The 19,266-nt window shown below is 70.3% G+C and carries 21 protein-coding genes and 1 pseudogene; 11 read left to right on the plus strand and 11 right to left on the minus strand.

Features of this window, described 5'->3' with window-relative positions:
• Nucleotides 1-9 precede the first annotated feature (9 nt).
• The 3 genes from ACIQRL_RS25440 to ACIQRL_RS25450 form a co-directional block, all read right to left on the minus strand.
• On the minus strand, nucleotides 10-261 hold the full coding sequence (locus ACIQRL_RS25440) for a hypothetical protein (RefSeq protein ID WP_401335430.1): 252 nt from the start codon (nucleotides 259-261) through the stop codon (nucleotides 10-12).
• Between the two features lie 129 nt (nucleotides 262-390).
• Nucleotides 391-1,272, minus strand: a complete 882-nt coding sequence (locus ACIQRL_RS25445; protein WP_401335433.1) for a hypothetical protein — start codon at nucleotides 1,270-1,272, stop codon at nucleotides 391-393.
• Nucleotides 1,273-1,586: 314 nt separating this feature from the next.
• Nucleotides 1,587-1,823: a chaplin gene (locus tag ACIQRL_RS25450; RefSeq protein WP_401335436.1), complete on the minus strand. Its 237-nt coding sequence runs from the start codon at nucleotides 1,821-1,823 to the stop codon at nucleotides 1,587-1,589.
• A 197-nt stretch (nucleotides 1,824-2,020) separates the two neighbouring features.
• Here ACIQRL_RS25450 and ACIQRL_RS25455 point away from each other — a divergent pair, with 197 nt between their 5' ends.
• Entirely contained in the window at nucleotides 2,021-2,227 is a 207-nt protein-coding gene (locus ACIQRL_RS25455) for a hypothetical protein (RefSeq protein ID WP_401335439.1), read from the plus strand.
• A 90-nt stretch (nucleotides 2,228-2,317) separates the two neighbouring features.
• On the opposite strand, the gene ACIQRL_RS25460 is transcribed toward ACIQRL_RS25455, so the two are convergent.
• Nucleotides 2,318-2,968: a DUF4360 domain-containing protein gene (locus ACIQRL_RS25460; RefSeq protein ID WP_401335442.1), complete on the minus strand. Its 651-nt coding sequence runs from the start codon at nucleotides 2,966-2,968 to the stop codon at nucleotides 2,318-2,320.
• Between the two features lie 804 nt (nucleotides 2,969-3,772).
• Between ACIQRL_RS25460 and ACIQRL_RS25465 the strand changes: the two genes are divergently transcribed.
• Nucleotides 3,773-4,315, plus strand: a complete 543-nt coding sequence (locus ACIQRL_RS25465) for a hypothetical protein (protein ID WP_401335445.1) — start codon at nucleotides 3,773-3,775, stop codon at nucleotides 4,313-4,315.
• A 40-nt stretch (nucleotides 4,316-4,355) separates the two neighbouring features.
• On the opposite strand, the gene ACIQRL_RS25470 is transcribed toward ACIQRL_RS25465, so the two are convergent.
• From ACIQRL_RS25470 to ACIQRL_RS25485, 4 genes are all read right to left on the minus strand, one after another.
• Entirely contained in the window at nucleotides 4,356-5,192 is an 837-nt protein-coding gene (locus tag ACIQRL_RS25470; protein WP_401335447.1) for a hypothetical protein, read from the minus strand.
• A 113-nt stretch (nucleotides 5,193-5,305) separates the two neighbouring features.
• Nucleotides 5,306-5,833, minus strand: coding sequence for a hypothetical protein (locus ACIQRL_RS25475; RefSeq protein WP_401335450.1), 528 nt, complete (start codon nucleotides 5,831-5,833; stop codon nucleotides 5,306-5,308).
• A 190-nt stretch (nucleotides 5,834-6,023) separates the two neighbouring features.
• Entirely contained in the window at nucleotides 6,024-6,596 is a 573-nt protein-coding gene (locus ACIQRL_RS25480; RefSeq protein ID WP_401335451.1) for a DUF6624 domain-containing protein, read from the minus strand.
• A complete protein-coding gene (locus ACIQRL_RS25485) occupies nucleotides 6,593-7,285 on the minus strand; it encodes an ATP-binding protein (protein WP_401335454.1) in 693 nt (230 codons plus the stop codon). The genes ACIQRL_RS25480 and ACIQRL_RS25485 overlap by 4 nt, the downstream gene beginning before the upstream one ends.
• Before the next feature lie 144 nt (nucleotides 7,286-7,429).
• Here ACIQRL_RS25485 and ACIQRL_RS25490 point away from each other — a divergent pair, with 144 nt between their 5' ends.
• Entirely contained in the window at nucleotides 7,430-8,251 is an 822-nt protein-coding gene (locus ACIQRL_RS25490; protein WP_401335456.1) for an SDR family NAD(P)-dependent oxidoreductase, read from the plus strand.
• A 73-nt stretch (nucleotides 8,252-8,324) separates the two neighbouring features.
• On the opposite strand, the gene ACIQRL_RS25495 is transcribed toward ACIQRL_RS25490, so the two are convergent.
• Nucleotides 8,325-9,734, minus strand: coding sequence for a hypothetical protein (locus ACIQRL_RS25495; protein WP_401335459.1), 1,410 nt, complete (start codon nucleotides 9,732-9,734; stop codon nucleotides 8,325-8,327).
• Between the two features lie 254 nt (nucleotides 9,735-9,988).
• Between ACIQRL_RS25495 and ACIQRL_RS25500 the strand changes: the two genes are divergently transcribed.
• The 4 genes from ACIQRL_RS25500 (at nucleotide 9,989) to ACIQRL_RS25515 (ending at nucleotide 12,572) form a co-directional block, all read left to right on the plus strand.
• Nucleotides 9,989-10,855, plus strand: coding sequence for a helix-turn-helix domain-containing protein (locus tag ACIQRL_RS25500; protein ID WP_401335462.1), 867 nt, complete (start codon nucleotides 9,989-9,991; stop codon nucleotides 10,853-10,855).
• Between the two features lie 3 nt (nucleotides 10,856-10,858).
• Nucleotides 10,859-11,095 carry a DUF397 domain-containing protein gene (locus ACIQRL_RS25505; protein ID WP_401335465.1) on the plus strand — a complete coding sequence of 79 codons (237 nt, stop codon included), beginning with the start codon at nucleotides 10,859-10,861 and terminating at the stop codon, nucleotides 11,093-11,095.
• Between the two features lie 136 nt (nucleotides 11,096-11,231).
• Nucleotides 11,232-11,729, plus strand: a complete 498-nt coding sequence (locus ACIQRL_RS25510) for a hypothetical protein (RefSeq protein ID WP_401335468.1) — start codon at nucleotides 11,232-11,234, stop codon at nucleotides 11,727-11,729.
• Nucleotides 11,730-11,765: 36 nt separating this feature from the next.
• The gene (locus tag ACIQRL_RS25515; protein ID WP_401335471.1) at nucleotides 11,766-12,572 is read left to right on the plus strand and encodes an SAM-dependent methyltransferase; all 807 of its coding nucleotides are present in this window, start codon (nucleotides 11,766-11,768) and stop codon (nucleotides 12,570-12,572) included.
• Nucleotides 12,573-12,599: 27 nt separating this feature from the next.
• Here ACIQRL_RS25515 and ACIQRL_RS25520 read toward each other — a convergent pair whose 3' ends face one another.
• Complete coding sequence (locus tag ACIQRL_RS25520) at nucleotides 12,600-13,997, minus strand: FAD-binding oxidoreductase (protein WP_401335474.1); 1,398 nt, start codon at nucleotides 13,995-13,997, stop codon at nucleotides 12,600-12,602.
• A gap of 257 nt (nucleotides 13,998-14,254) precedes the next feature.
• Here ACIQRL_RS25520 and ACIQRL_RS25525 point away from each other — a divergent pair, with 257 nt between their 5' ends.
• Nucleotides 14,255-14,848 carry a VOC family protein gene (locus tag ACIQRL_RS25525; RefSeq protein WP_401335477.1) on the plus strand — a complete coding sequence of 198 codons (594 nt, stop codon included), beginning with the start codon at nucleotides 14,255-14,257 and terminating at the stop codon, nucleotides 14,846-14,848.
• Between the two features lie 480 nt (nucleotides 14,849-15,328).
• On the opposite strand, the gene ACIQRL_RS25530 is transcribed toward ACIQRL_RS25525, so the two are convergent.
• Nucleotides 15,329-15,844, minus strand: coding sequence for a pep a2 (locus ACIQRL_RS25530; RefSeq protein ID WP_401335479.1), 516 nt, complete (start codon nucleotides 15,842-15,844; stop codon nucleotides 15,329-15,331).
• Between the two features lie 305 nt (nucleotides 15,845-16,149).
• On the opposite strand from ACIQRL_RS25530, the pseudogene ACIQRL_RS25535 reads away from it, so the two are divergent.
• The 3 genes and pseudogenes from ACIQRL_RS25535 to ACIQRL_RS25545 form a co-directional block, all read left to right on the plus strand.
• Nucleotides 16,150-16,341, plus strand: a pseudogene (locus ACIQRL_RS25535) (DUF5133 domain-containing protein); the annotation flags it as partial.
• A 98-nt stretch (nucleotides 16,342-16,439) separates the two neighbouring features.
• Entirely contained in the window at nucleotides 16,440-18,434 is a 1,995-nt protein-coding gene (locus ACIQRL_RS25540) for an alpha-1,4-glucan--maltose-1-phosphate maltosyltransferase (RefSeq protein ID WP_401335482.1), read from the plus strand.
• Nucleotides 18,431-19,266: alpha-amylase family glycosyl hydrolase (locus ACIQRL_RS25545; RefSeq protein ID WP_401335485.1), on the plus strand; the 836-nt coding region annotated here is incomplete at its 3' end. The genes ACIQRL_RS25540 and ACIQRL_RS25545, both read left to right, overlap by 4 nt.

The raw sequence follows: 19,266 nt of genomic DNA on the forward strand, positions 1-19,266 counted from the left end.
TTCTCCTTCTCAATCGGCGCCGACGGCGTCGCCGTCCAGCGCGTCCAGCGGATCGACCCATTCGATGACGTCGACCTCACGGCATCCCCTGGACTCGATGACCAGCACGGTCGCCCCCTTCGGCAGGGGCTCCCGAGACCAGGCATGGAAGGTCTCGGTTCCGCCTCTCACACGCACCAGGATCTCGCCGGGACCGGCGGATCCCCGGGTGCCGATGAGCAGTTCCCCCGTGCAGCCGATCACGGCTTCGTCCTGTACCACAGCCGGCCACCCCCATCACTCTGAATCTGTCTCCGACCTTAGACCCAGCCCATTCCGGGCGCGCACGCCCCCCGTCCGTGAACGGCCCCTCGGTGGGGTACGCGCCCGGGCCTTACAAGGAGTGTGGGCCTAACTCCTGGTGAAGCGATAGGTCTTGCTGTCGGTCAGCACGCAGAAGCCCGGTGACACCACGATCACGCGCAGGGTGGCGGAGCGGCGGTCGTAGTCGATGCCCTCCACCTCGAAGGTGCCCGAGCAGGAGCTGCGCAGCGGGAGCTGGCGCAGCGCGGTGACGTGTCCGGAGACGTCGGCCGTGCCGTTCGGCTCGCCGGACAGGTCGATCTGCAGCAGCGGCTTGGTCATGCCGAAGAGCGAGCCCTCGGGGTCGTCGGACGAGCACAGCAACTGGGTCGCCGTGACGAAGTCGCAGCCCTGTACGTCGCGTACGACGTGGTCGAGGTTGATGGTGGACGCCTGCGGAAGGTTGGCGGAGGGCGTGGTCGACGGGTTGACGCCGGGGGTCGGGAACACCAGGAGCCGGTTCATCGTGCCGTACTCGCCGGTCACCATCCACGAACCGCTCGGGGCGATGGTGACGAAGGAGTTGTTCAGCGCCTCTCCGGCGCTCAGCGTGTGGACGTACTCCGACCAGGTGCCGCCCGGCGCCTGCACGCGGAACATCTTCGCGTTGCCGGAGTCGCCCTGGTACGGCTCGACGTAGTAACCGTTGTAGGAGGCGTCCGGGTCGCCGACGTGGTTCCAGCCGCGGCTGCTCACACCGGTGGGGATCGTGCCGATGCCCGTGTAGTGGTTGGGGCTGCCGGCCGGGACCTCGACGGAGGTCAGGCCCTGGCTCTCGGTCAGCGGGTCGGCGCGGTCGGATCCCACCTCGTTCCAGGTGTCGGCGGCCGAGGCGGGCGCACCGGTGGCCACGGACAGGACCGCGGCGGTGGTGAGGGTGACGACACCGGCCAGGACCGCGTGACAACGTTGCCGTGCGGGCATGCGCATGAAAGGTGCTCCTCGATGGGGGGTGACTGGTCGGCGCACAGTCTGGCCCGCCCCGATGGTCATGTACAGACCAATGAATGGACGCCGGGCATCGGCTCCTCGTCCAGGAGCCGTCACCGGCCCGGTCGACCCGAAGGATTCCCACCACCACGCGCCAACTCGTCACGCGCCACTCGCCACTCGCCACTCGCCGGGCCACCGACGGCCTGCGAGCCCCAGAACGCGCCCGAGCCCGGCGGCTCACTCGGGAGGGTGAGTGAGCCACCGGGCTCGGGCCGGCGTCGCCGGCCGGGCAGCGCCCGGCCGGCCTGATGTCAGCGGTTCGCGCAGACGTTTCCGATCGCCGGGTTCAGCAGACCCACGAGGTTGACCGTGTTGCCGCAGACGTTCGCGTCGACGTCGATGGGGATCTGGACGACATTGCCGGACAGGAGTCCGGGACTGCCCACCGCGACGCCCACCGGGCCGGGGCCATCGGCGGAGGCGGTCCCGGCGGTGGCCAGCAGGGCCACACCGGCAAGTCCGGCGGCGGCCATCAGACGAATACGCATTCCAAAGCTCCGTTCATTCGCAGAGGTGCGAGCCCCTTCACCATCACCTGCGCGAACGGTTGCCGACATTCCGGCGCACCCGAACGAGGGTTCGCCCTCTCGGCCGCGCGTGGGCCGGGGCCGACACCGGGTGCGTCGCGCGGGGTGTACGGAATGCCCGTAGCGTGAATACAGATCCGGTGGAACAGGGAGAGACCATGCCAACCAGCCAGCCCGACGCGTCCACGCCCTCCGACGACAGGGCGACCCCCGACACGCTGCTGCACACCGGGACCGAGGGCCCGGTGACGGCCGAGGACCTGGTTCTCGCCGCGGGTCGCGACGTCACACCGCAGAACCTCGCCTGGGCCGAGCGCAAGCTCCAGGAGGAAGGCTCGGCGGCGGTCGACAAGCTGCTGCCTTGAGAACCCTGCCCACAGGACGACACCGCGGGCCGGCTCGGCCGGCTCCGATGCGGGGGAGCCGACCGAGGACCTCGCACGTGAAGGGAAGGGTCAGGCGGCGGGGCACTCCTTCCAGGCCAGGTGATAGATGGTGCTGATGTCACCGTCCGTCGAGTCCATGGTCATGAAGCTCGAACTGCCGGGCGTCGAGGTGCCCGCGTTGACGCGGAGTTCGGTGTTGATGTTGAAGTTGCGCTGAACACCACAGGGGGACCAGACCAGCTGGGCCCAGTCGGTGGTGTCCGTGGACTGCCAGTCGTCGCCCAACGGCCCCTTGAAGGGGTGCGTGATGGAGGCCGTGTTCGAGGACCCCTGGAAGTAGTACGAGGCCTTCTCCGTACTGGTGGCACCCGCCTGGAGCGAGGCGAAGCCGCGGTAGTCCGCGCTGGCGATGGCGTAGGTGAAGCCCTGCGGGACGTGGACGATCAGGTTGAGCTGGCAGTTCTTGCGGAACGCGGTGGGGTCGGCGTTGCCTCCGACCTGGGCGAGGTAGTCGCTGTAGGTCACCGTGAACGCGGTGTTGTCCGGGGAGACGGCGACGGCCGCGCTTCCCTGGGGGCAGCCGGAGCCGTTGACCGTGGCGACGCTGATGACGATCTTGTCCGGGGGCGGGTCCTCGATCCCGGAGGACGGGCTCGAGAGGGGAAGTGCGGTGGCGAACAGGGTGGCGATCGCGCCACCCAGAAGCAGCCCACCAGCCATGGTGCTCCAATCCGTTGCGTCGGTGTTCCGGCGGCGGCACGCGGGTGCGCCGCCGTGAAAGGGGGGTGCGGCTCCCCGAACGGACGGGGAACCGTCGCAGACCAGTGCGTTGGATCAAGCATGGATCATTTGAGCATGCGCATGACAAATGCACATGTGCGGCTCTCTCCCGGCTGTGAAGGAGCTGTGAAGACCGGGAGTGACGAAAGCGTACGTACGGCTGGTCGGGGTGGACAGGGCCATCTCCGGCCATTCGATACGCGCCGTTCACACCTGACACCACGGTCACGAGGCCCGTTCACCGCGGTTCTCGCCACCCACAGCCCCGACCGCGGGTGCTCCGACCCCCGGCCGCCGTCACTGTGTGTGCCCGCCGGCACGGCATGACGCGGGCCCCGGGCGCCCCGGCCCCTCACCGCGTGACGGACGGTGCGACGCGCCCCGGCCCGCCGCCCCAGGGCACCCACACGCATCTCCCGGCCCACGACGCCCGGGCGGTGGCCAAAAGAGGCATGGGGGGGACGGGATCGGGCCGACGGCGCCCGGTTTCACGGGCCGTGCGCCCTTCCGTACGTCCTCAGACGGGGTTCCGGCGTGTCCCGGGGCGGACTTCCGTATGGCCTGAGAGGCCTGAGACTGGCTTCCCCCGTGTCCTGAGGAAGCTTTTCGCCATGTCCTGCGGGGGGCTTCCCCACGCCCTGCGGCGGACATGCCGGTGTTCCGCGGAGGGCCGTGCCGCGACAGGGGCGCTCGAATCCCCCGCCCCCTCAGCGCGTCCCGGACGCCCCTGCGACACTGAGGCACATGGATCCACGACACCTGAGACTCGGCCGCCGTCGGATATGGATGAGCAGTGCCGTCTGCTTCCTGGTCCTCGGGCCGATCGGCTGGTTCTTCGGTGGCTGGATTCCCTTCGCGCTGCTGGCCGTTGCCCTCACCCTCGCCACGGCGGTCTCGCACTGGCGGGCCCCCACCTGGCTCGCGCCCGCCATCGCCAAGGGCCAGTCGGAGAGCCGCCGGGACGTGGCCACCTTCTGCGTGGTCATAGCGGTGAGCGGCTACGCCCAGCCGCCCTCGCAGCCCGCCCCCTCGCCGGCGGACCTCGCGGCCCTGCGTCTGGAGGCGTACCGGGCGGCCGCGGACGACGACCTCTCCGAGGAACTGCGCCTCCTCGCGGCCGACGCGCTGGGCGCCGCGGACCACGCGAACGCCGAGGACACACCGGCGGGCTGGCGGGCGGCACGGGCGAGCGCGGAGCGGCTGGCGCACGCCGCCCAGGAGGGCAATCCGTACGTACGGCAGTTGCTCATCCAGTGGGTGGAGGGCAACCCGGCGAGCGAGCGCTAGCCGAGGCCGGAGCAGCGGTCTCCGCGTGGCGCGGTGCCCCTCAGGGCCGCTCGAAGAACTGGATCACGCCTCCGGCCGAGAAACACAGCGCTCCGACGAGAGTGCCCCAGTTGGCGATGTCGACGTTCACGAGACTTCCGGTCTCGGGCCGGGTGAAGGCGGCCAGCGCCGAGACGAAGAAGAGCACGGATCCGAACTGGTTCACCGCGACGATCCACCAGCCGAGGTCGCCGGCCAGGACACGCGGACGACCGTGGCAGACCTCGACCACCGCGAGGTGCCCGGAGGCCAGGAACAGCACGCACCCGACGAGGTCGGGGGCCCAGATCAGGCGGTTCACCTGCTGGACCGAGAGTCCCCGCAGGAGCGAGTCCAGCAGGTTGACGCCGAACACGAGCGTTCCCACGAACAGCAGGAACGTACTGAGCCAGTCGATCCGGCCGGGTTCGTAGCTCCACCACCTCCAGCGCCGCCCGGCCAGCGAACCGGACTCGCTGTCCCGGCGGGGAGCGTTCACCGCCTGGAGCAGTGAGGCGTAGCCCCCGGTGTTGAAGAACAGGCCGCCCGCGAAGTAGATCCAGGCGCCGGTCGCGCCGCCCGAGCCGAACTGGGCGACCCCGGCCCCGAGGGCGAACAGGAGTCCGCCGACCGTGAACGCGGCCGCGGAGATGGCGTTCAGTCCTCGCAGCCGGCCGATCGACACGGCGTCCGCCCGGCGGGAACGGGCCTCACGTTCGCCCGGGGCGCGCACGGTGAGCAGACCGCGCTTACGGGCCAGTCGCGACTCCCAGACCGCGGTGCGCCCGTCCATGAGACGCCAGGTCAGCCGGGTCGTGAACGGACCCGCCCCCTCGGAGCGCGCTTCGGTTCGACTCACCTGGCGACCTTAGCCCGCCACGCGGCGAACCGGCGTTCACCCGCCCCGCCACGCTTCGGATGCTTTCCGCGGGCGGGCCGGACCCGTGCCGGGCGAGGCTCAGGACGATGGGCTCAGGACTCCGCCTCGCGCCTCAGGAAGTTGCTCACCTGACAGGCGAGGCTGTCCCTCGCGGTGTCGGTGTCGGTGTCGGGACGTGTGCCCGCCTCGACGGCCGCCTCGTTCGCGATGCCGCCCGCCCAGAGGTAGCGCTCGGTCCACTCGTCGTCGACCTTCAGCTGGACCTGGATGTCCATCCGGTGCAGGACGGAGTCGGGGCCCGCGGCGAAGAGGACCGCGGTGGCCCGGCGCAGGGGATAGATGTCGAAGCCCTCGATGAACTGCGAGTTCCGCCAGTCGAGGAAGGCGCTCTCGCCGTCGGCGCCGACGCGGATATCGATCTGGCCGTCTTCGAGGTGGATGCCGAAATGCTCGGTGGCGCGGTTCTCGACGGTCACCCGGAATCTGAAGTAGGTGAGTTCGTCGGCGGCGTCGTCCCGCCCCTTCGGGGGCTCCGCCTTTTCCACGCCATGGACGCGAACACGCAGGCCGGCCTGCTCGTCGTACTCCTGCCAGTCCCCGACCACGTTCGGCTCGCGCACAGTTCACCTCTCCACTTCAGAGAGTTGTTCCTATCTGTGCCCTCAACGAAGTGTCAAATGCGCCGCACATACCGTGGCCAGCGATTTCCCCTTTCTTGATCGGCGATCAAGCCGTGCCCAGCCAGAATCTTTCGGCGCCACCCGGAAGGGGCATTTCCGGGCGTGCTGCACATCACGTTTCCCGGACGCCTCACAGACTGTCGCGCAGACGCCGCAGCTGTTCGTCGAGCGGACCCAGGCCGACGTCCCGGCGGCGTTCGTCGACGGTCGCCGGGCGGCGTACGGGATACGGGCGCAGGGTGACGGGATCGACGCGAGTGCCGTAGAACTGCGGCAGCCCCAGTTCCACCGCGCAGTGGTCGGCGATGTAGGCGTGGTGCAGGGCGGGACAGCGTCCGTCGGCCGCGGCCTGGGCGATCAGGTCCCGGCAGCCGAGCCGCAGGCCGAGGTCCGGGGCGTGCAGCAGGATCATCAGGGCCGCTGTCGAGGCGGGTGCGCCGACCTGCTCGGTGGTCGGCCAGCCGTGCCGCCGGACGATCGTCGCGAGTGCTTCGGCGTTGCCCGCGCGGCACGCGGCGAGGACGTCGCGCCACGGCCCGGCCGGATGGTCGCGTGCCTGGCGCATGAGGCTCCGCTCCGCGTCGGCCCGGCGTACGAGCTCCCTCGCGAGGGCCATGGCGAGCCCGGGGACCATCGGCGCGGCCCCCGGGCTCTCGGGGCGCGCCCCGGCGTGCGGGGCCGGTTTTCCCGGGAGCGCCTTCACGGCTCCCCCTGGAGCACCATCGAGAACCACACCTTCTTTCCCGTGGTGCCCGGGTCGGCCGGCGCGATGCCCCAGTCGTCGGTCAGGGCGGCGACGATCGCCAGTCCGCGTCCGGACTCCTCGGTTCCGCCCGCCGTACGCGCCGCGGGCAGGGCGGACGAGCGGTCGGCGACGGACACGCGCAGCTCGCGCGGGTCGCACTCGACGACGACGGTGACCGTGTCGCCGCGGTCCGGGCTGCCGTGTCTGAGCGCGTTGGTGAAGAGTTCGCCGACCGCGATCACCGCGTCGTCGACCCGCTCGGGCGGCAGCCGCAGACGGGTGAGGTACTCGGCGACCATGGCCCGTACCCCGGGCACCCGCGAGGGGTGCGCCGGGACGCTGCTCCGCAGGAGGTGCGCCCCGCGTACCGCGCTCGAAGCGGTGCCCATGGACTTCGCGGCCCCGGAGGGCAGAGGAGCCTCGGAGGACGCGGGAAGCATGGGGTCCGCCGAACGGGGCCGGGCCCCGTGGGGCGGGGGCGGCGTCGGTATGGCGGGCTCGGTCGCTTCGGTGGGGTGGGAGCGGGCCGTGTGGTCCTGCGCCGTGCGCGGAGCCTGTTCCGGAACCCGGGTCTCGTGCTCCAGAGCCCGGATGTCGGGGGCCGGTGAGGCCGACGGCCCGCGGCGCGGTGCCCTGGATGCCGTCATCGGTCCTCCTTCGGGTGCAGCGCGGGGGGAGGTTGTCTCGGCGGCTGCCCGTGCAGCCAACACGTCGGACTGCCTGAGCGACCAGGGGGTATTCGGGTTGTCCGGTTGTCAGCACGTAGTGGCGTGGGATGTATGTTCGATCTTGTGAGGAACGGGAGTGAGGGCCGGGCGGCGGTGTCCCTTGACGGGGGCACGGACCGAGCCGGCCTGCGGGACAAACGGGTGCTCGTCACCGGCGGTACACGAGGACTCGGCGAGCAGATCGTGCGGCTGCTGGCCGCCGAGGGCGTTCGGGTGGCCACCTGCGCGCGCACCGCGCGGGGCCTGGACGCGCTGGCCGCTTCGATGGGCCCCGGCCTCTTCACCCGGCCGCTCGACGTCACGGCGCCCGAGGACCTGGAGAGGTTCGTCGAGGACACGGCGGAACGCTTCGGCGGCCTGGACGGTGTGGTGGCCTGCACCGGCGGATCTCGCGGGGGCGGTTTCGAGCAGGCGAACGCGGAGGACTGGGCGGCGACGTGGGCGGTGAACGTCGGTCACGCGACCCGGCTGGTGCGGGCCGCGGTCCCGCACCTGCGGTCCGCGGGTGGAGGTTCCGTCGTGGTGATCTCCTCGATCTCCGGCTGGAAGCCGGGACCGCCCGCGCAGTACTCGGTCGCGAAGTCCGCGCAGATACAGCTCGCCGCGTCGCTCGCCCGCGAACTCGGTCCGGACGGGATCCGGGTGAACGCGGTCTCCCCCGGTTCGATGCTGATCCCGGGCCGGCGCTGGGACCGCATGCGCCGGGAGGATCCCGAGGCGTTCGCCCGCTTCGTGGCGGCGGAGCTGCCGGGCGGTGCGCCGGTCGCGCCGCAGGAGGTCGCCCGGGTCGTCGCGTTCCTGCTGTCGGACTGGTCGAGCGGGATCTCCGGCGCGCACCTCCCGGTCGACCGCGCCCAGAACGCCCCCTCCCCCGAGGGGTACTGAGCCGGGCGGCGGACCGGCGGCGCCGCTCCCGGTCATGACCCGGCGCCCGGCCCCTCGGTGATCCGCCCGTCGCTCACGCCGCCGCTCCGAGCACACCGCGGGAGCGGCGTTCGAACTCCTGCACCACGGGCTCGCCGCGGCGGGGTTCGAGGCGCCTGCGGAAGTCGCGCAGAGCCTGGACGGAGCGCTCGCTGTGGACGGAGCTGAGGGTGTCGAGTGCCAGTGTCGCGGTGCCGACCGCCTCGTCCAGCCGGTCCTGCTGCAGGTGCGCGGTCGCGAGGACGGATCGGCTGATGGCCTGGCGCCTGCGCCGGTCGGCACCCGAGCCGAGCGACTCGCTCGCCGTGCGCTCGGCCTGGCGGGCGAGGCCCAGGTCACGGAAACACAGGGCGGACTCGGCCTGCAGGTAGTGGTGGTCCAGGTAGCGGACCCACATCGACTCCTGCTCGGCCCCCTTGCTCGCCGCCAGTTGCCGCTCGGCCAGCCGCAGCGCCTCGGAGGCGTCGTCCGGGCGGCCCTGCGCGGCGTGTCCGCGCGCCGACATGGCGTACAGCCGCATCAGGCCGAGCGGGCTGCCCGCCCCCTGCGCCGTGACGATTCCGGCGCGGGCGAGCGCGACCCCCTCGTCGGGACGGCCGAGATTGGTGGCGAGGTGGGAGAGTCCCGCGAGTATCTGGCCGCCCAGCACCCGGTCGCGGCCCTCGGCGCACAGGCGCAGGCCCTGGGTCATGTAGCGCTGGGCGAGGCCGTACTCCCCCGCGTCGTACGAGCTCCAGCCGGCCATCGCGGCGAGGCGCGCGGCGGCGGCGTACAGCCGGCGGCGCTGCCGGGGCGGTGCGCCGCGCTGCTGGAGCATGGGGACGACCTCGGTGGACAGGTAGTGCACGATGCTGGTGCGGACTCCGCCGCCCCCGTAGTGGTTGTCCATCTGGTCGAACACGGCGATCATCGCGTGCACCTGCTCGACCGGTCCGCCGCTCACGGGAAGGGTCGGGGATCCCGTGTCCTGGTGCTCCAACAGCCAGAGCAGCCACTCGCGTTGGGGATTCGACAGGGCCGCGGCCACGAAGGGGACCGAGCCGAGGAGGCTGCGGCGGGAGATGTCCGTGGAGCCCAGTTCCGCCAGTGTGTGCAGGGTCTCCGCCACGTCCTCGCCGTAGACGAGTGCTCTGCTCGCGACCGGGCGCTGGGGATCGGAGTGGAAGCCGAGATCCGCGGGAGACATCGCGCGGCCGAGCCGCTCGGACAGGACGGTGGCGATCAACTCCGGTGTTCCACCCCGGGGTTGCTGGCCCTGGAGCCAGCGGGTGACCGACGCCTTGTCGTAGTGGGAGTCCGTGCCCTGGCGGCGCCCCAGTTCGTTGACCCGCAGGGCGAGGGAGGCGTAGGAGCAGCCGGCCTCCTTGAGCGCGGCCCCCAGCACCCGGTTGCCCCCGGTGGTCCTGCCGGCGGTCCTCGTCTGTCCCTCGGTCACGGTGGCCATTCCGTATCGCCTCACATCCGCGTGCGGCTGCGCCCTGACCCATACCTGCCGAGACTTCAATTCCGGTACGACCGAGCACAGTTGAGCGTGATCGTCGCCGAATGTGCGACAGGTCACTCGATCACTATGGTGGCCCGCCCGCTTCCTGTGCAACCGGCGTTCTGATAATTTCAGAACGATCCGCAACGCTCTGTCACTGTCATCGACCCCGTGGCACACTGCACGCCGAGACGGCCGTTCCCGGGAGGTAGGACGTGAGCGAGAACCGCTCCGGCGGCAGCGCGCCGACCGTCCTGCGGATGGTTCTCGGGAAGCGGCTGCGGCATCTGCGGGAACGGGCGGGGGTCTCCTTCGAGGAGGCGGCACGCACCCTCGAGGTCACTCCCCTGACGGTCCGCAGGATCGAGAAGGCCGAGGTCGGACTCCGTATCCCGTACGTAAGGGAGTTGCTCCGTGTCTACGGGGTGCCGGCGGCGGAGGTAGACGACTTCCTCACGCTGGCCAGGGAGGCCAACCAGCCGGGCTGGTGGTACAAGTACCGCGACGTACTGCCGGAGTGGTTCAGCGCCTATGTGAGCCTGGAGAGCGAAGCCAGCGTCATCCGCCTCTACGAACCCCACTACGTTCCGGGCCTGTTGCAGACCCACGACTACGCCACCGCGCTGATGCGGGTCGGTTTCCCCAACGAGTCGAAGGACGACATCGGCCGCCGCGTCGCGCTGCGGATGAAGCGTCAGGACCTGCTCGCCAAGGCGGAGGCCCCGGCCGTCTGGGCGATCCTGGACGAGACGGTGCTGCGCCGGCCGGTGGGCGGACGCGAGGTGATGCGGGCCCAGTTCGACCGGCTGACCGAGGTCCTGGACATGCCGAGGGTCCGGATCCAGATCATGCGCTTCGGCGTGGGCGCCCATCCAGGCGCCTTCGGCCCGTTCCACCACTTCCGCTTCGGCTTCTCCGAACTCCCCGACATCGTCTACACGGAGAGCCTGGTCGGCGCGGTGTACGTCGACCGGCCCGATGACGTCGTCAGCTATCTCGAAGTACTGGACCGGATGTCCGTACAGGCGGAGCCGGTCGCTCGGACCAGGGCCATCCTGGGCGAACTGCGTAAGGAGTTGTGATCCATGGGATCGGTGCACAACGGCATGTCCGCGGTCGATCTGGGAACCGAGGGCTGGCACAAGCCCTGGAGCGGCACCAACGGCGGAAGCTGCGTCGAGGCCAAGCGGCTTCCCGACGGGAGCGTCGCCCTGCGCCAGTCGCGGGATCCCGAGGGGCCCGCGCTGATCTGCTCCCACGAGGAGATGGCCGCGTTCATCGAGGGCGCCAAATCGGGACAGGCCGACTTCCTGATCGCCTGAGCGGATGGACCGCCGCACCTCCCGCGAGGCCGCAACCACGCCCCCGCAACCGGACAACCCGCACGCACACTCCCGCCGTGCGGGTTGTCCCCCCACACTGGTGAAGCCGTTCGTCCCGGAGGGAGTGGGTACGGGCATGATCCTCCACCAGGCCCTCACGCGGTGCCGGACGCTTGTCGTCGAGGGACCCGACGGTCTCGACCGGCACGCCCTGCTGGCCGAACTGGTCCGCCATCACTTCCTGGTCCGCCCCCTGCACGGGCACCTTCATCATGTGGACCCCACTCAGCCGTACCGCGAACTCCTCACCGCACCGGGCCGGTTGGCCGTCGACGGCGGCCTGGTCCACGAGCTGGTCTACGGACCGCTGCGCCGCGGGCGCTCCCGGGTGACCTGGATCCAGGCGCTCGACTTCGCGGAGGCGGTGGCCGAACGCGACGGCGCGCTCGTCCATATGACGGGCGAGACGGACGACACCGAGGCGGCCCGCGCCTACGAGCGGGTGCTGGGCACGCTGGCCCAGCACGTCCCCGTGATCACCCTCGACACCGGCGAACCGGCCCGTACGACCGGCATTCCCACCCGTACGATCCATCAACTCGGCTTATGTGTACGTATGTTGACGATAGGTTAGAGAACCGACCGCGTGACGCACGGCAGGAGACCTCTCATGGCAGACCGACCCGTCCCCGACCAGGACGCGCTGTCCAAGATCGACACCACGGTGCCGCACTCGGCTCGCATCTGGAACTACTGGATGGGCGGGAAGGACAACTACGAGGTCGACCGGGTGGCCGGTGACGCCTACCGCGAAGTCGCCCCGAACATCGAGACCATGGCCCGCGCCTCGCGCGACTACCTGATCCGTACCGTCACGTTCGTGGCCGGCGAGCTCGGCATCCGCCAGTTCCTCGACATCGGCACCGGGTTGCCGACGTACGACAACACCCACCAGGTCGCCCAGCGGGTGGCGCCCGAGTCCCGCATCGTCTACGTGGACAACGACCCGCTGGTGCTGCGCCACGCCCAAGCACTGCTGACGAGCACACCCGAGGGCGTCACCGACTACATCGACGCGGATCTGCACGAGCCCGAGAAGATCATCGAGGCGGCGTCCCGGATCCTCGACTTCTCGCAGCCCGTCGCCCTGATGCTCATGGGCATCCTCGGCCACATCCAGGACTACGAGGAGGCCAAGTCGATCGTGCGGCGCCTCCAGGAAGCCCTGCCCTCCGGCAGCTACTTCGTGCACTACGACAGCACGGACACCGACGCGGCACTCAAGGAGGCCCAGCAGGGGTACGACGACACGGGCGCGATCCCGTACGTGCTCCGCAGCCCCGAGCAGATCGGCGCGTACTACGAGGGCCTGGAACCGGTCGAGCCCGGCATCGTGTCCTGTCCCCTGTGGCGTCCGGAGCCCGGTACGTCGCCCGAGCCCACGGACGTCCACGGAGGGGTGGCCCGCAAGCCGTGAGCGGACCCGCCCGACCCGCCCTCGCCGTCAGTCGGACGTCGCCGGCTCGATGTTCTGGTTGAGGCGGAACAGGTTGCCCGGGTCGAACGCGGCCTTCACACGGGCCAGCCGCCCGTAGTTGTCGCGATAGCTGGCCCGTACGCGCTCCTGCCCCTCGTCCATCATCATGTTGACGTACGCTCCGCCCGCCGAGAACGGGTGGAGGGCCTCGGAGTAGTCGACGCTCCACTGCTTGACGGCGTCGGCCTTGGCCGGGTCGGGGTCCACGCCGACGAAGACGGAGGCCCAGCCGGAGTTGCGGTAGCTCCAGGCGGTGTCCTCCGAGGCGTGGTCGTGGACCGCGCCGTCGATGGGGTACAGGTGCATCGTGGACTTCCATGTCGGCGCTTCGGCACCGTACTTGGCGTGCAGGCCGACGGCCTCGGCGGGGATCTCGTCGACGAAGTCCGCCCGCCAGTACCACTGATCGCCGGGCGGGTAGACGCCGTCGAACGCGGACTGGATCGCGGGGTGCGGCATCGGCGCGGGGCCGTGCAGCAGGGGCGCGGGCAGGGCGTCGAGCAGGGGTGCCATGTCCCGGGCCGCCGCGTCGGTGTCGTCCCCGACGCGGCACCACACCACACCGCAGACCTTCTTCAGGTGCATCTCCTCCGGGAACGGCGGTCCGGGCGGGACCGAGCCGAAGAGGAGGAAGCAGCCCACGTCGCGGGGTGCGTTCGGGATGAAGTCGCGGTAGGCGGCGAGGACTTCGGCGCCGAGCTCGACGGGCCAGAAGGTGGGACCCGCGACGACCGTGCTCACGTCGTGCAGCCGGAACAGGAACGAGGTGACGACGCCGAAGTTGCCGCCGCCGCCGCGGATCGCCCAGTAGAGGTCGGGGTTCTCGTCGGCACTGGCCCGTACGCGCTCACCGTTGGCCAGGACCAGATCGGCCTCCAGCAGGTTGTCGATGGTCAGCCCGCACTTGCGGGTCAGGTGCCCGATGCCGCCGCCGAGGGTGATGCCGCCGACGCCCGTGGTGGAGATGATGCCGCTCGGTGTGGCCAGGCCGTGCTCGTTGGTGGCGCGGTCGACCTCGCCCCAGACACAGCCGCCGCCGACGCGTACCGTGCGGGCGGCCGGATCGACCTCGATGTCCTTGAGCGGGGAGAGGTCGAGGACCACGCCGTCGTCGCAGGTGCTCAGGCCGGCCCCGTGATGGCCGCCGCCGCGCACCGCGAGCGGGAGAGCGTGGTCGCGGGCGAAGCCGATGATCAGGGCGACGTCGTCCGGATCGGTGCAGCGCGCCACTAGGGCGGGCCGCCGGTCGATCATCGCGTTGTAGACGGCGCGGGCCTCGTCGTATCCGGAATCCTCCGGACCGATCAGCTGCCCTTTGAATCCGGACAGTTCCTGGCGTGCCGCTTCTACCGGTGTGATGGACATGTGCATCCCCGTATCTGGAGACCGCCCCAGGTCCCGGAACCCGGGCCCTGGACCGGCCCCCGCCGATGGGTCCGATGTGCCCGTTCCAGCCCGATTCATGACCAGCCTACCCCCGGGACTCCCACCCAGCCCGCCGATCTGAGACGTCTGCGTGCACCGGCCGGGAGCGGGTTACGCCGACCCCGGGCCCCAGCACTGATGCCGAGAGCGGCGGCGACAATAGGCGGGCGACGGGTCCGAGGACTTGGGGGAACGGGATGCTGACCGGGATTGTGTTCGACGCGCTGGACGTCACCCGCATGGACCGCTTCTGGCTGGACGCGACACGGGGCCTGACGGGCGGCCTGCGGCTGCGGTTCGTGCCGACCTCGAAGCCGAAGACGGCGCACAAGAACCGGCTCCACCTCGACCTGGCCGGAGGGCCGGACTGGGAGGCCGAGGTGGCGCGCCTGCTCGCACTCGGTGCGACGCGGGTCGACATCGGCCAGGGGGACGTCCCGTGGGACGTGCTGGCCGATCCGGAGAGCAACGAGTTCTGCGTACTGCGTCCCGGACACCCCGGCGTGCTCGCCGATTCCGGCCTCGTCGCGATCTGCCTTGACGTCGCCCAGGAGGACCTCTGCGAGCAGGGGGCCTTCTGGGAGTCTCAGGCCGACTGGCACGTGGCCGAGTCCCATGACTGGGGCGTCCGGCTGCGCCCGAGGCCCACCAGTTCGGTCTCGCTGGTGATGGGGCCGCCTGCCGCACCGAAGACGGCGCGGAACAGACTCCGGCTGCACGTCACCCACCGCGACCGGGAATCCGGCGAGTTCCTCGACCCCGGCGGAAACGAGTTCCACGTCACGGACTGACTCCCGCCTTCCATGGCCGCCGAGCCGACCTGCCGGCCTGGACGAGCGTTCCATGGACGGACCGCGCGCCGCGCTCTCAAAGCGCGGATCACGTCGGTCCCCCAACAGCACGTCGGCCGACGGGTGTTCGCCGGCGGACGGCAGCGCAGTCGGCTGCGCCTCGGCGACCGAGGGACGAAGGACGGGCTGCCCGAGGTGACTTCGTGCACGTGCGCGGGCGGGATCCGGCACGCCGGCCGCGCTCGACCGCCCGGCCGCGGCCGCGGAGAGCCGGGCGCCTCTCGGCGACCCCCGCGAGCGGAACCGTCCGGACGTCGCCGAGCGCGTCGATCAGTACGAGATCGACGCGCTCGGCGACTTGGGTGAAGCGGGCGACGTCAGTTCCATCGCCGTCGTAGGTCACGCACCGGAGGAAGAAGTGCCCGTTCCGGACGCGTACGTGACTGCCGTACGAGAATCACGGCCGGGTCCGCCGACGGGTCACCCGCGGGCGGCGACCGGCTCGATCTCTTCCCTGGCGGCCGCGAGCACGGGGTCCGGCAGCACCATGTACCGGGGCATCGGGCGCGCCTCGCGCAGGCTCGGCGCCGGCACGGGAGGTTCCAGCGGGGCGCGTTCGGCGCTGCGAGCCCGCCAGGAGAACCAGATGATCTTGCCGCCGACGTCCGTCGCACAGCAGCCCCAGCCGTCACTCAGGGCGGCGATCTGGGCGAGACATCCCTGCGGCGCCTTGTGCGGGCGGATGTCCTGGCTGTTGTCCGACACGGCGGCGATGAGGTGCTGACCGTTCCACCACATCTCGATGGTCGTGTTCTTGTCGGCGGCGTGCTGCTCGATCGTGCGGAGCAGCGCTTCCGCGCAGTGGCAGACGGAATCGACGAGATTCTCCAGGTTCCAGTACCGGAGGTGCGCGGCCAGGATCCGCTTGACCTGTCCGACCCTTTCCTGGCTGAGCTCCACGTCGAGGTGGTAGTAGCAGGGAACTGCGGCTTTCATCGTCGTTGGCTCCTCACCGGCGAAGCTCTCGCTCTTCCTCGCCCCCTGCGGGACCGAGCCCCGAGTACGAAGCGTGAGCACTGGTCGCTCCTGAGTGACCTTCAGGATGAGAGGGCTACTCCATTCGTGCAACACGAGAGCACCGCCAATGTTGTTGAAGAACCAACAAGACGCTCGGTCGCTGTACAGGCACCATGAGTGAGGGTGTCGCTCCGTGACGGGTCGGCTCCCCTTCGCGTACGGCCCTCACTCGCCGGCCAGGCGAGCCGTGCGCGGTCGAGAGAATCGGGAAGGTGACCAGCGTGATGCTGCTGCCTGCCAAAGCCGAGGTCGCCCGGCATCTGGAGCGCTACCGGGCGTGGGAACGCCTGCTTCTCGCGACTCCCGCCGACCGTGTGGTGCGGGGGAATTTCGAGAACACCGGGTACACCCTGTGCGTCCTGATGGGGAAGCGCTGCGCGAGGGAGGCGGCGAACGCCGCCGAGGTCTATCTGCAGGACGTTCCGGCACGGATCTGAACGACGGTCCCAAGGACCACCGAAAGGGCCTTTCGCGGCAACGACGACTGGGGCCCAGAACCGCGGAGGCGAATCGCATGGACGCGAACACGGACACCGGCCGCATACCCGTCATGGACGTGCGGCCGGTCGTCGAATGCGGCAGACGGCCCGCCAAAGCGGTGGTCGGCGAGACCTTCGAGGTCACCGCCACCCTCTTCGGCGAGGGCCATGACGTGGTCGGCGCCAATGTGGTCCTGCGCGATCCGAGCGGCCGCCCCGGCCCATGGACACCCATGCGTGAACTGACCCCCGGCGCGGACCACTGGGGCGCCCGTGTGACACCGTCACAGACGGGCCACTGGACCTACCTGGTGGAGGCGTGGAGCGACCCGGTGGCCGGGTGGCGGCACGCCGCCGAGGTCAAGATCCCGGCCGGGATCGACGTCGGCCTCGTCCTGGAGGAGGGCGCCTCGCTCCATGAGCGGGCCGCCGCCGGAGTGCCGGAAGGGGCCGGCCGGGACACCGTGCTGTCCGCTGCCGACGCCCTGCGCGACGACTCCCGGCCCCCCGGCGACCGGCTCGCGGCGGCCCTGGCTCCGGCGGTGAAGGCCGCTCTCGCGGAGCATCCGCTGCGTGAACGGCTCACCCGTTCCCTCCCGTTGCCGTTGCTGGTGGAGCGGGAGCGGGCGCTGTTCGGTTCCTGGTACGAGTTCTTCCCGCGCTCGGAGAGCGGTCGGAGCGATCGGAGCGGTCCTGCGGTGCACGGCACGTTCCGCACCGCCGCCGAACGTCTGCCCGCGATCGCGGAGATGGGCTTCGACGTCGTCTACCTCCCGCCGATCCACCCCATCGGCACGACCTTCCGCAAGGGCCCCGACAACACCCTGTCCGCCCGCCCCGAGGACGTCGGCGTGCCCTGGGCGATCGGCTCCCCCGAGGGCGGACACGACGCGGTCCACCCCGACCTGGGCACGATCGACGACTTCGACGCGTTCGTCCGCCGGGCCGCATCCCTGGACCTGGAGATCGCACTCGACTTCGCGCTCCAGTGCTCCCCCGACCACCCCTGGGTGGAGAAGCACCCGGAGTGGTTCCACCACCGCCCCGACGGCACGATCGCCTACGCGGAGAACCCGCCGAAGAAGTACCAGGACATCTACCCGATCGCCTTCGACCAGGACATGCCCGGCCTGGTCCGCGAGACCGTCCGGGTGCTCCGCTTCTGGATGGAGCACGGCGTACGGATCTTCCGCGTCGACAACCCGCACACCAAGCCGGTGGTCTTCTGGGAACAGGTGATCGCGGACATCAACGGCACCGACCCCGACGTCATCTTCCTCGCCGAGGCCTTCACCCGGCCCGCGATCGTCCGACGGCTCGCCGAGGTCGGCTTCCAGCAGTCGTACACCTACTTCACCTGGCGCAACACCAAGCAGGAGCTGACGGAGTACCTCACCGAGCTGTCCGGTGACTCGGCCGCCTGCATGCGGCCCAACTTCTTCGTCAACACCCCCGACATCCTGCACGAGTTCCTCCAGCAGGGCGGCCGGCCCGCCTTCGAACTGCGCGCCGTCCTCGCCGCCACCCTCTCGCCGGCGTGGGGAATGTACGCCGGATACGAGCTGTGCGAGAACGCCCCCGCGAAGCAGGGCGGCGAGGACTATCTGCACTCCGAGAAGTACGAGCTGCGCCCGCGCGACTGGGCGGCGGCCGAGCGCGAGGAACGTACGATCGCGCCGCTGATCACCCGGCTGAACCGGATCAGGCGGGACCACAGGTCCCTGCGCGAACTGCGGAATCTCCGCTTCCACCAGACTGACAACGATGCCCTCATCGCGTACAGCAAGCGTTCGGGTGACGACACGGTGGTGGTCGTGGCGAACCTGGACCCCCACCACACCCGGCAAGCCACAGTGTCCTTGGACATGCCGCGACTCGCTCTGAGCGCCGACGCGCGCGTGCCGGTGCGCGACGAGCTCACCGGCGAGACCTACAACTGGGGCAGGTCCAACTTTGTGCGCCTGGGTCCGGGCGGTGCACATGTGCTCACTGTCGGCCCGGCACCGCGGATCGGAGGGTCACCCGCATGATGGTCAATGAGCCCGTCCCGGACACGTTCGAGGACACCCCGGCCAAGGACCGCGATCCCGAGTGGTTCAAACGAGCCGTCTTCTACGAGGTCCTGGTCCGCTCCTTCCAGGACAGCAACGGCGACGGCATCGGCGACCTCAAGGGCCTGACCGCGAAACTCGACTACCTGCAATGGCTGGGCGTCGACTGCCTGTGGCTGCCCCCCTTCTTCAAGTCCCCGCTGCGCGACGGCGGCTACGACGTCTCCGACTACACCGCCGTCCTGCCCGAGTTCGGCGACCTCGCCGACTTCGTCGAGTTCGTCGACGCCGCCCACCAGCGCGGCATGCGCGTGATCATCGACTTCGTCATGAACCACACCAGCGACCAGCACCCGTGGTTCCAGGAGTCCCGCGCCCACCCCGACGGACCCTACGGCGACTACTACGTCTGGGCCGACGACGACAAGCAGTACCAGGACGCCCGCATCATCTTCGTCGACACCGAGGCCTCCAACTGGACCTTCGACCCGGTCCGCAAGCAGTACTACTGGCACCGCTTCTTCTCCCACCAGCCCGACCTCAACTACGAGAACCCGGCCGTCCAGGAGGACATCCTGGCGGCCCTCAGATTCTGGCTGGACCTGGGCATCGACGGGTTCCGCCTCGACGCGGTCCCCTACCTCTACCAGGAGGAGGGGACGAACTGCGAAAACCTTCCTGCGACCCATCAGTTCCTGAAGCGGCTCCGGGTCGACATCGACACGCACTATCCGGACACGGTGCTGCTGGCCGAGGCGAACCAGTGGCCCGAGGACGTCGTCGACTACTTCGGCGACTTCCCCTCCGGCGG

Source organism: Streptomyces sp. NPDC091209, assembly GCF_044757755.1.
Taxonomy (GTDB): domain Bacteria; phylum Actinomycetota; class Actinomycetes; order Streptomycetales; family Streptomycetaceae; genus Streptomyces.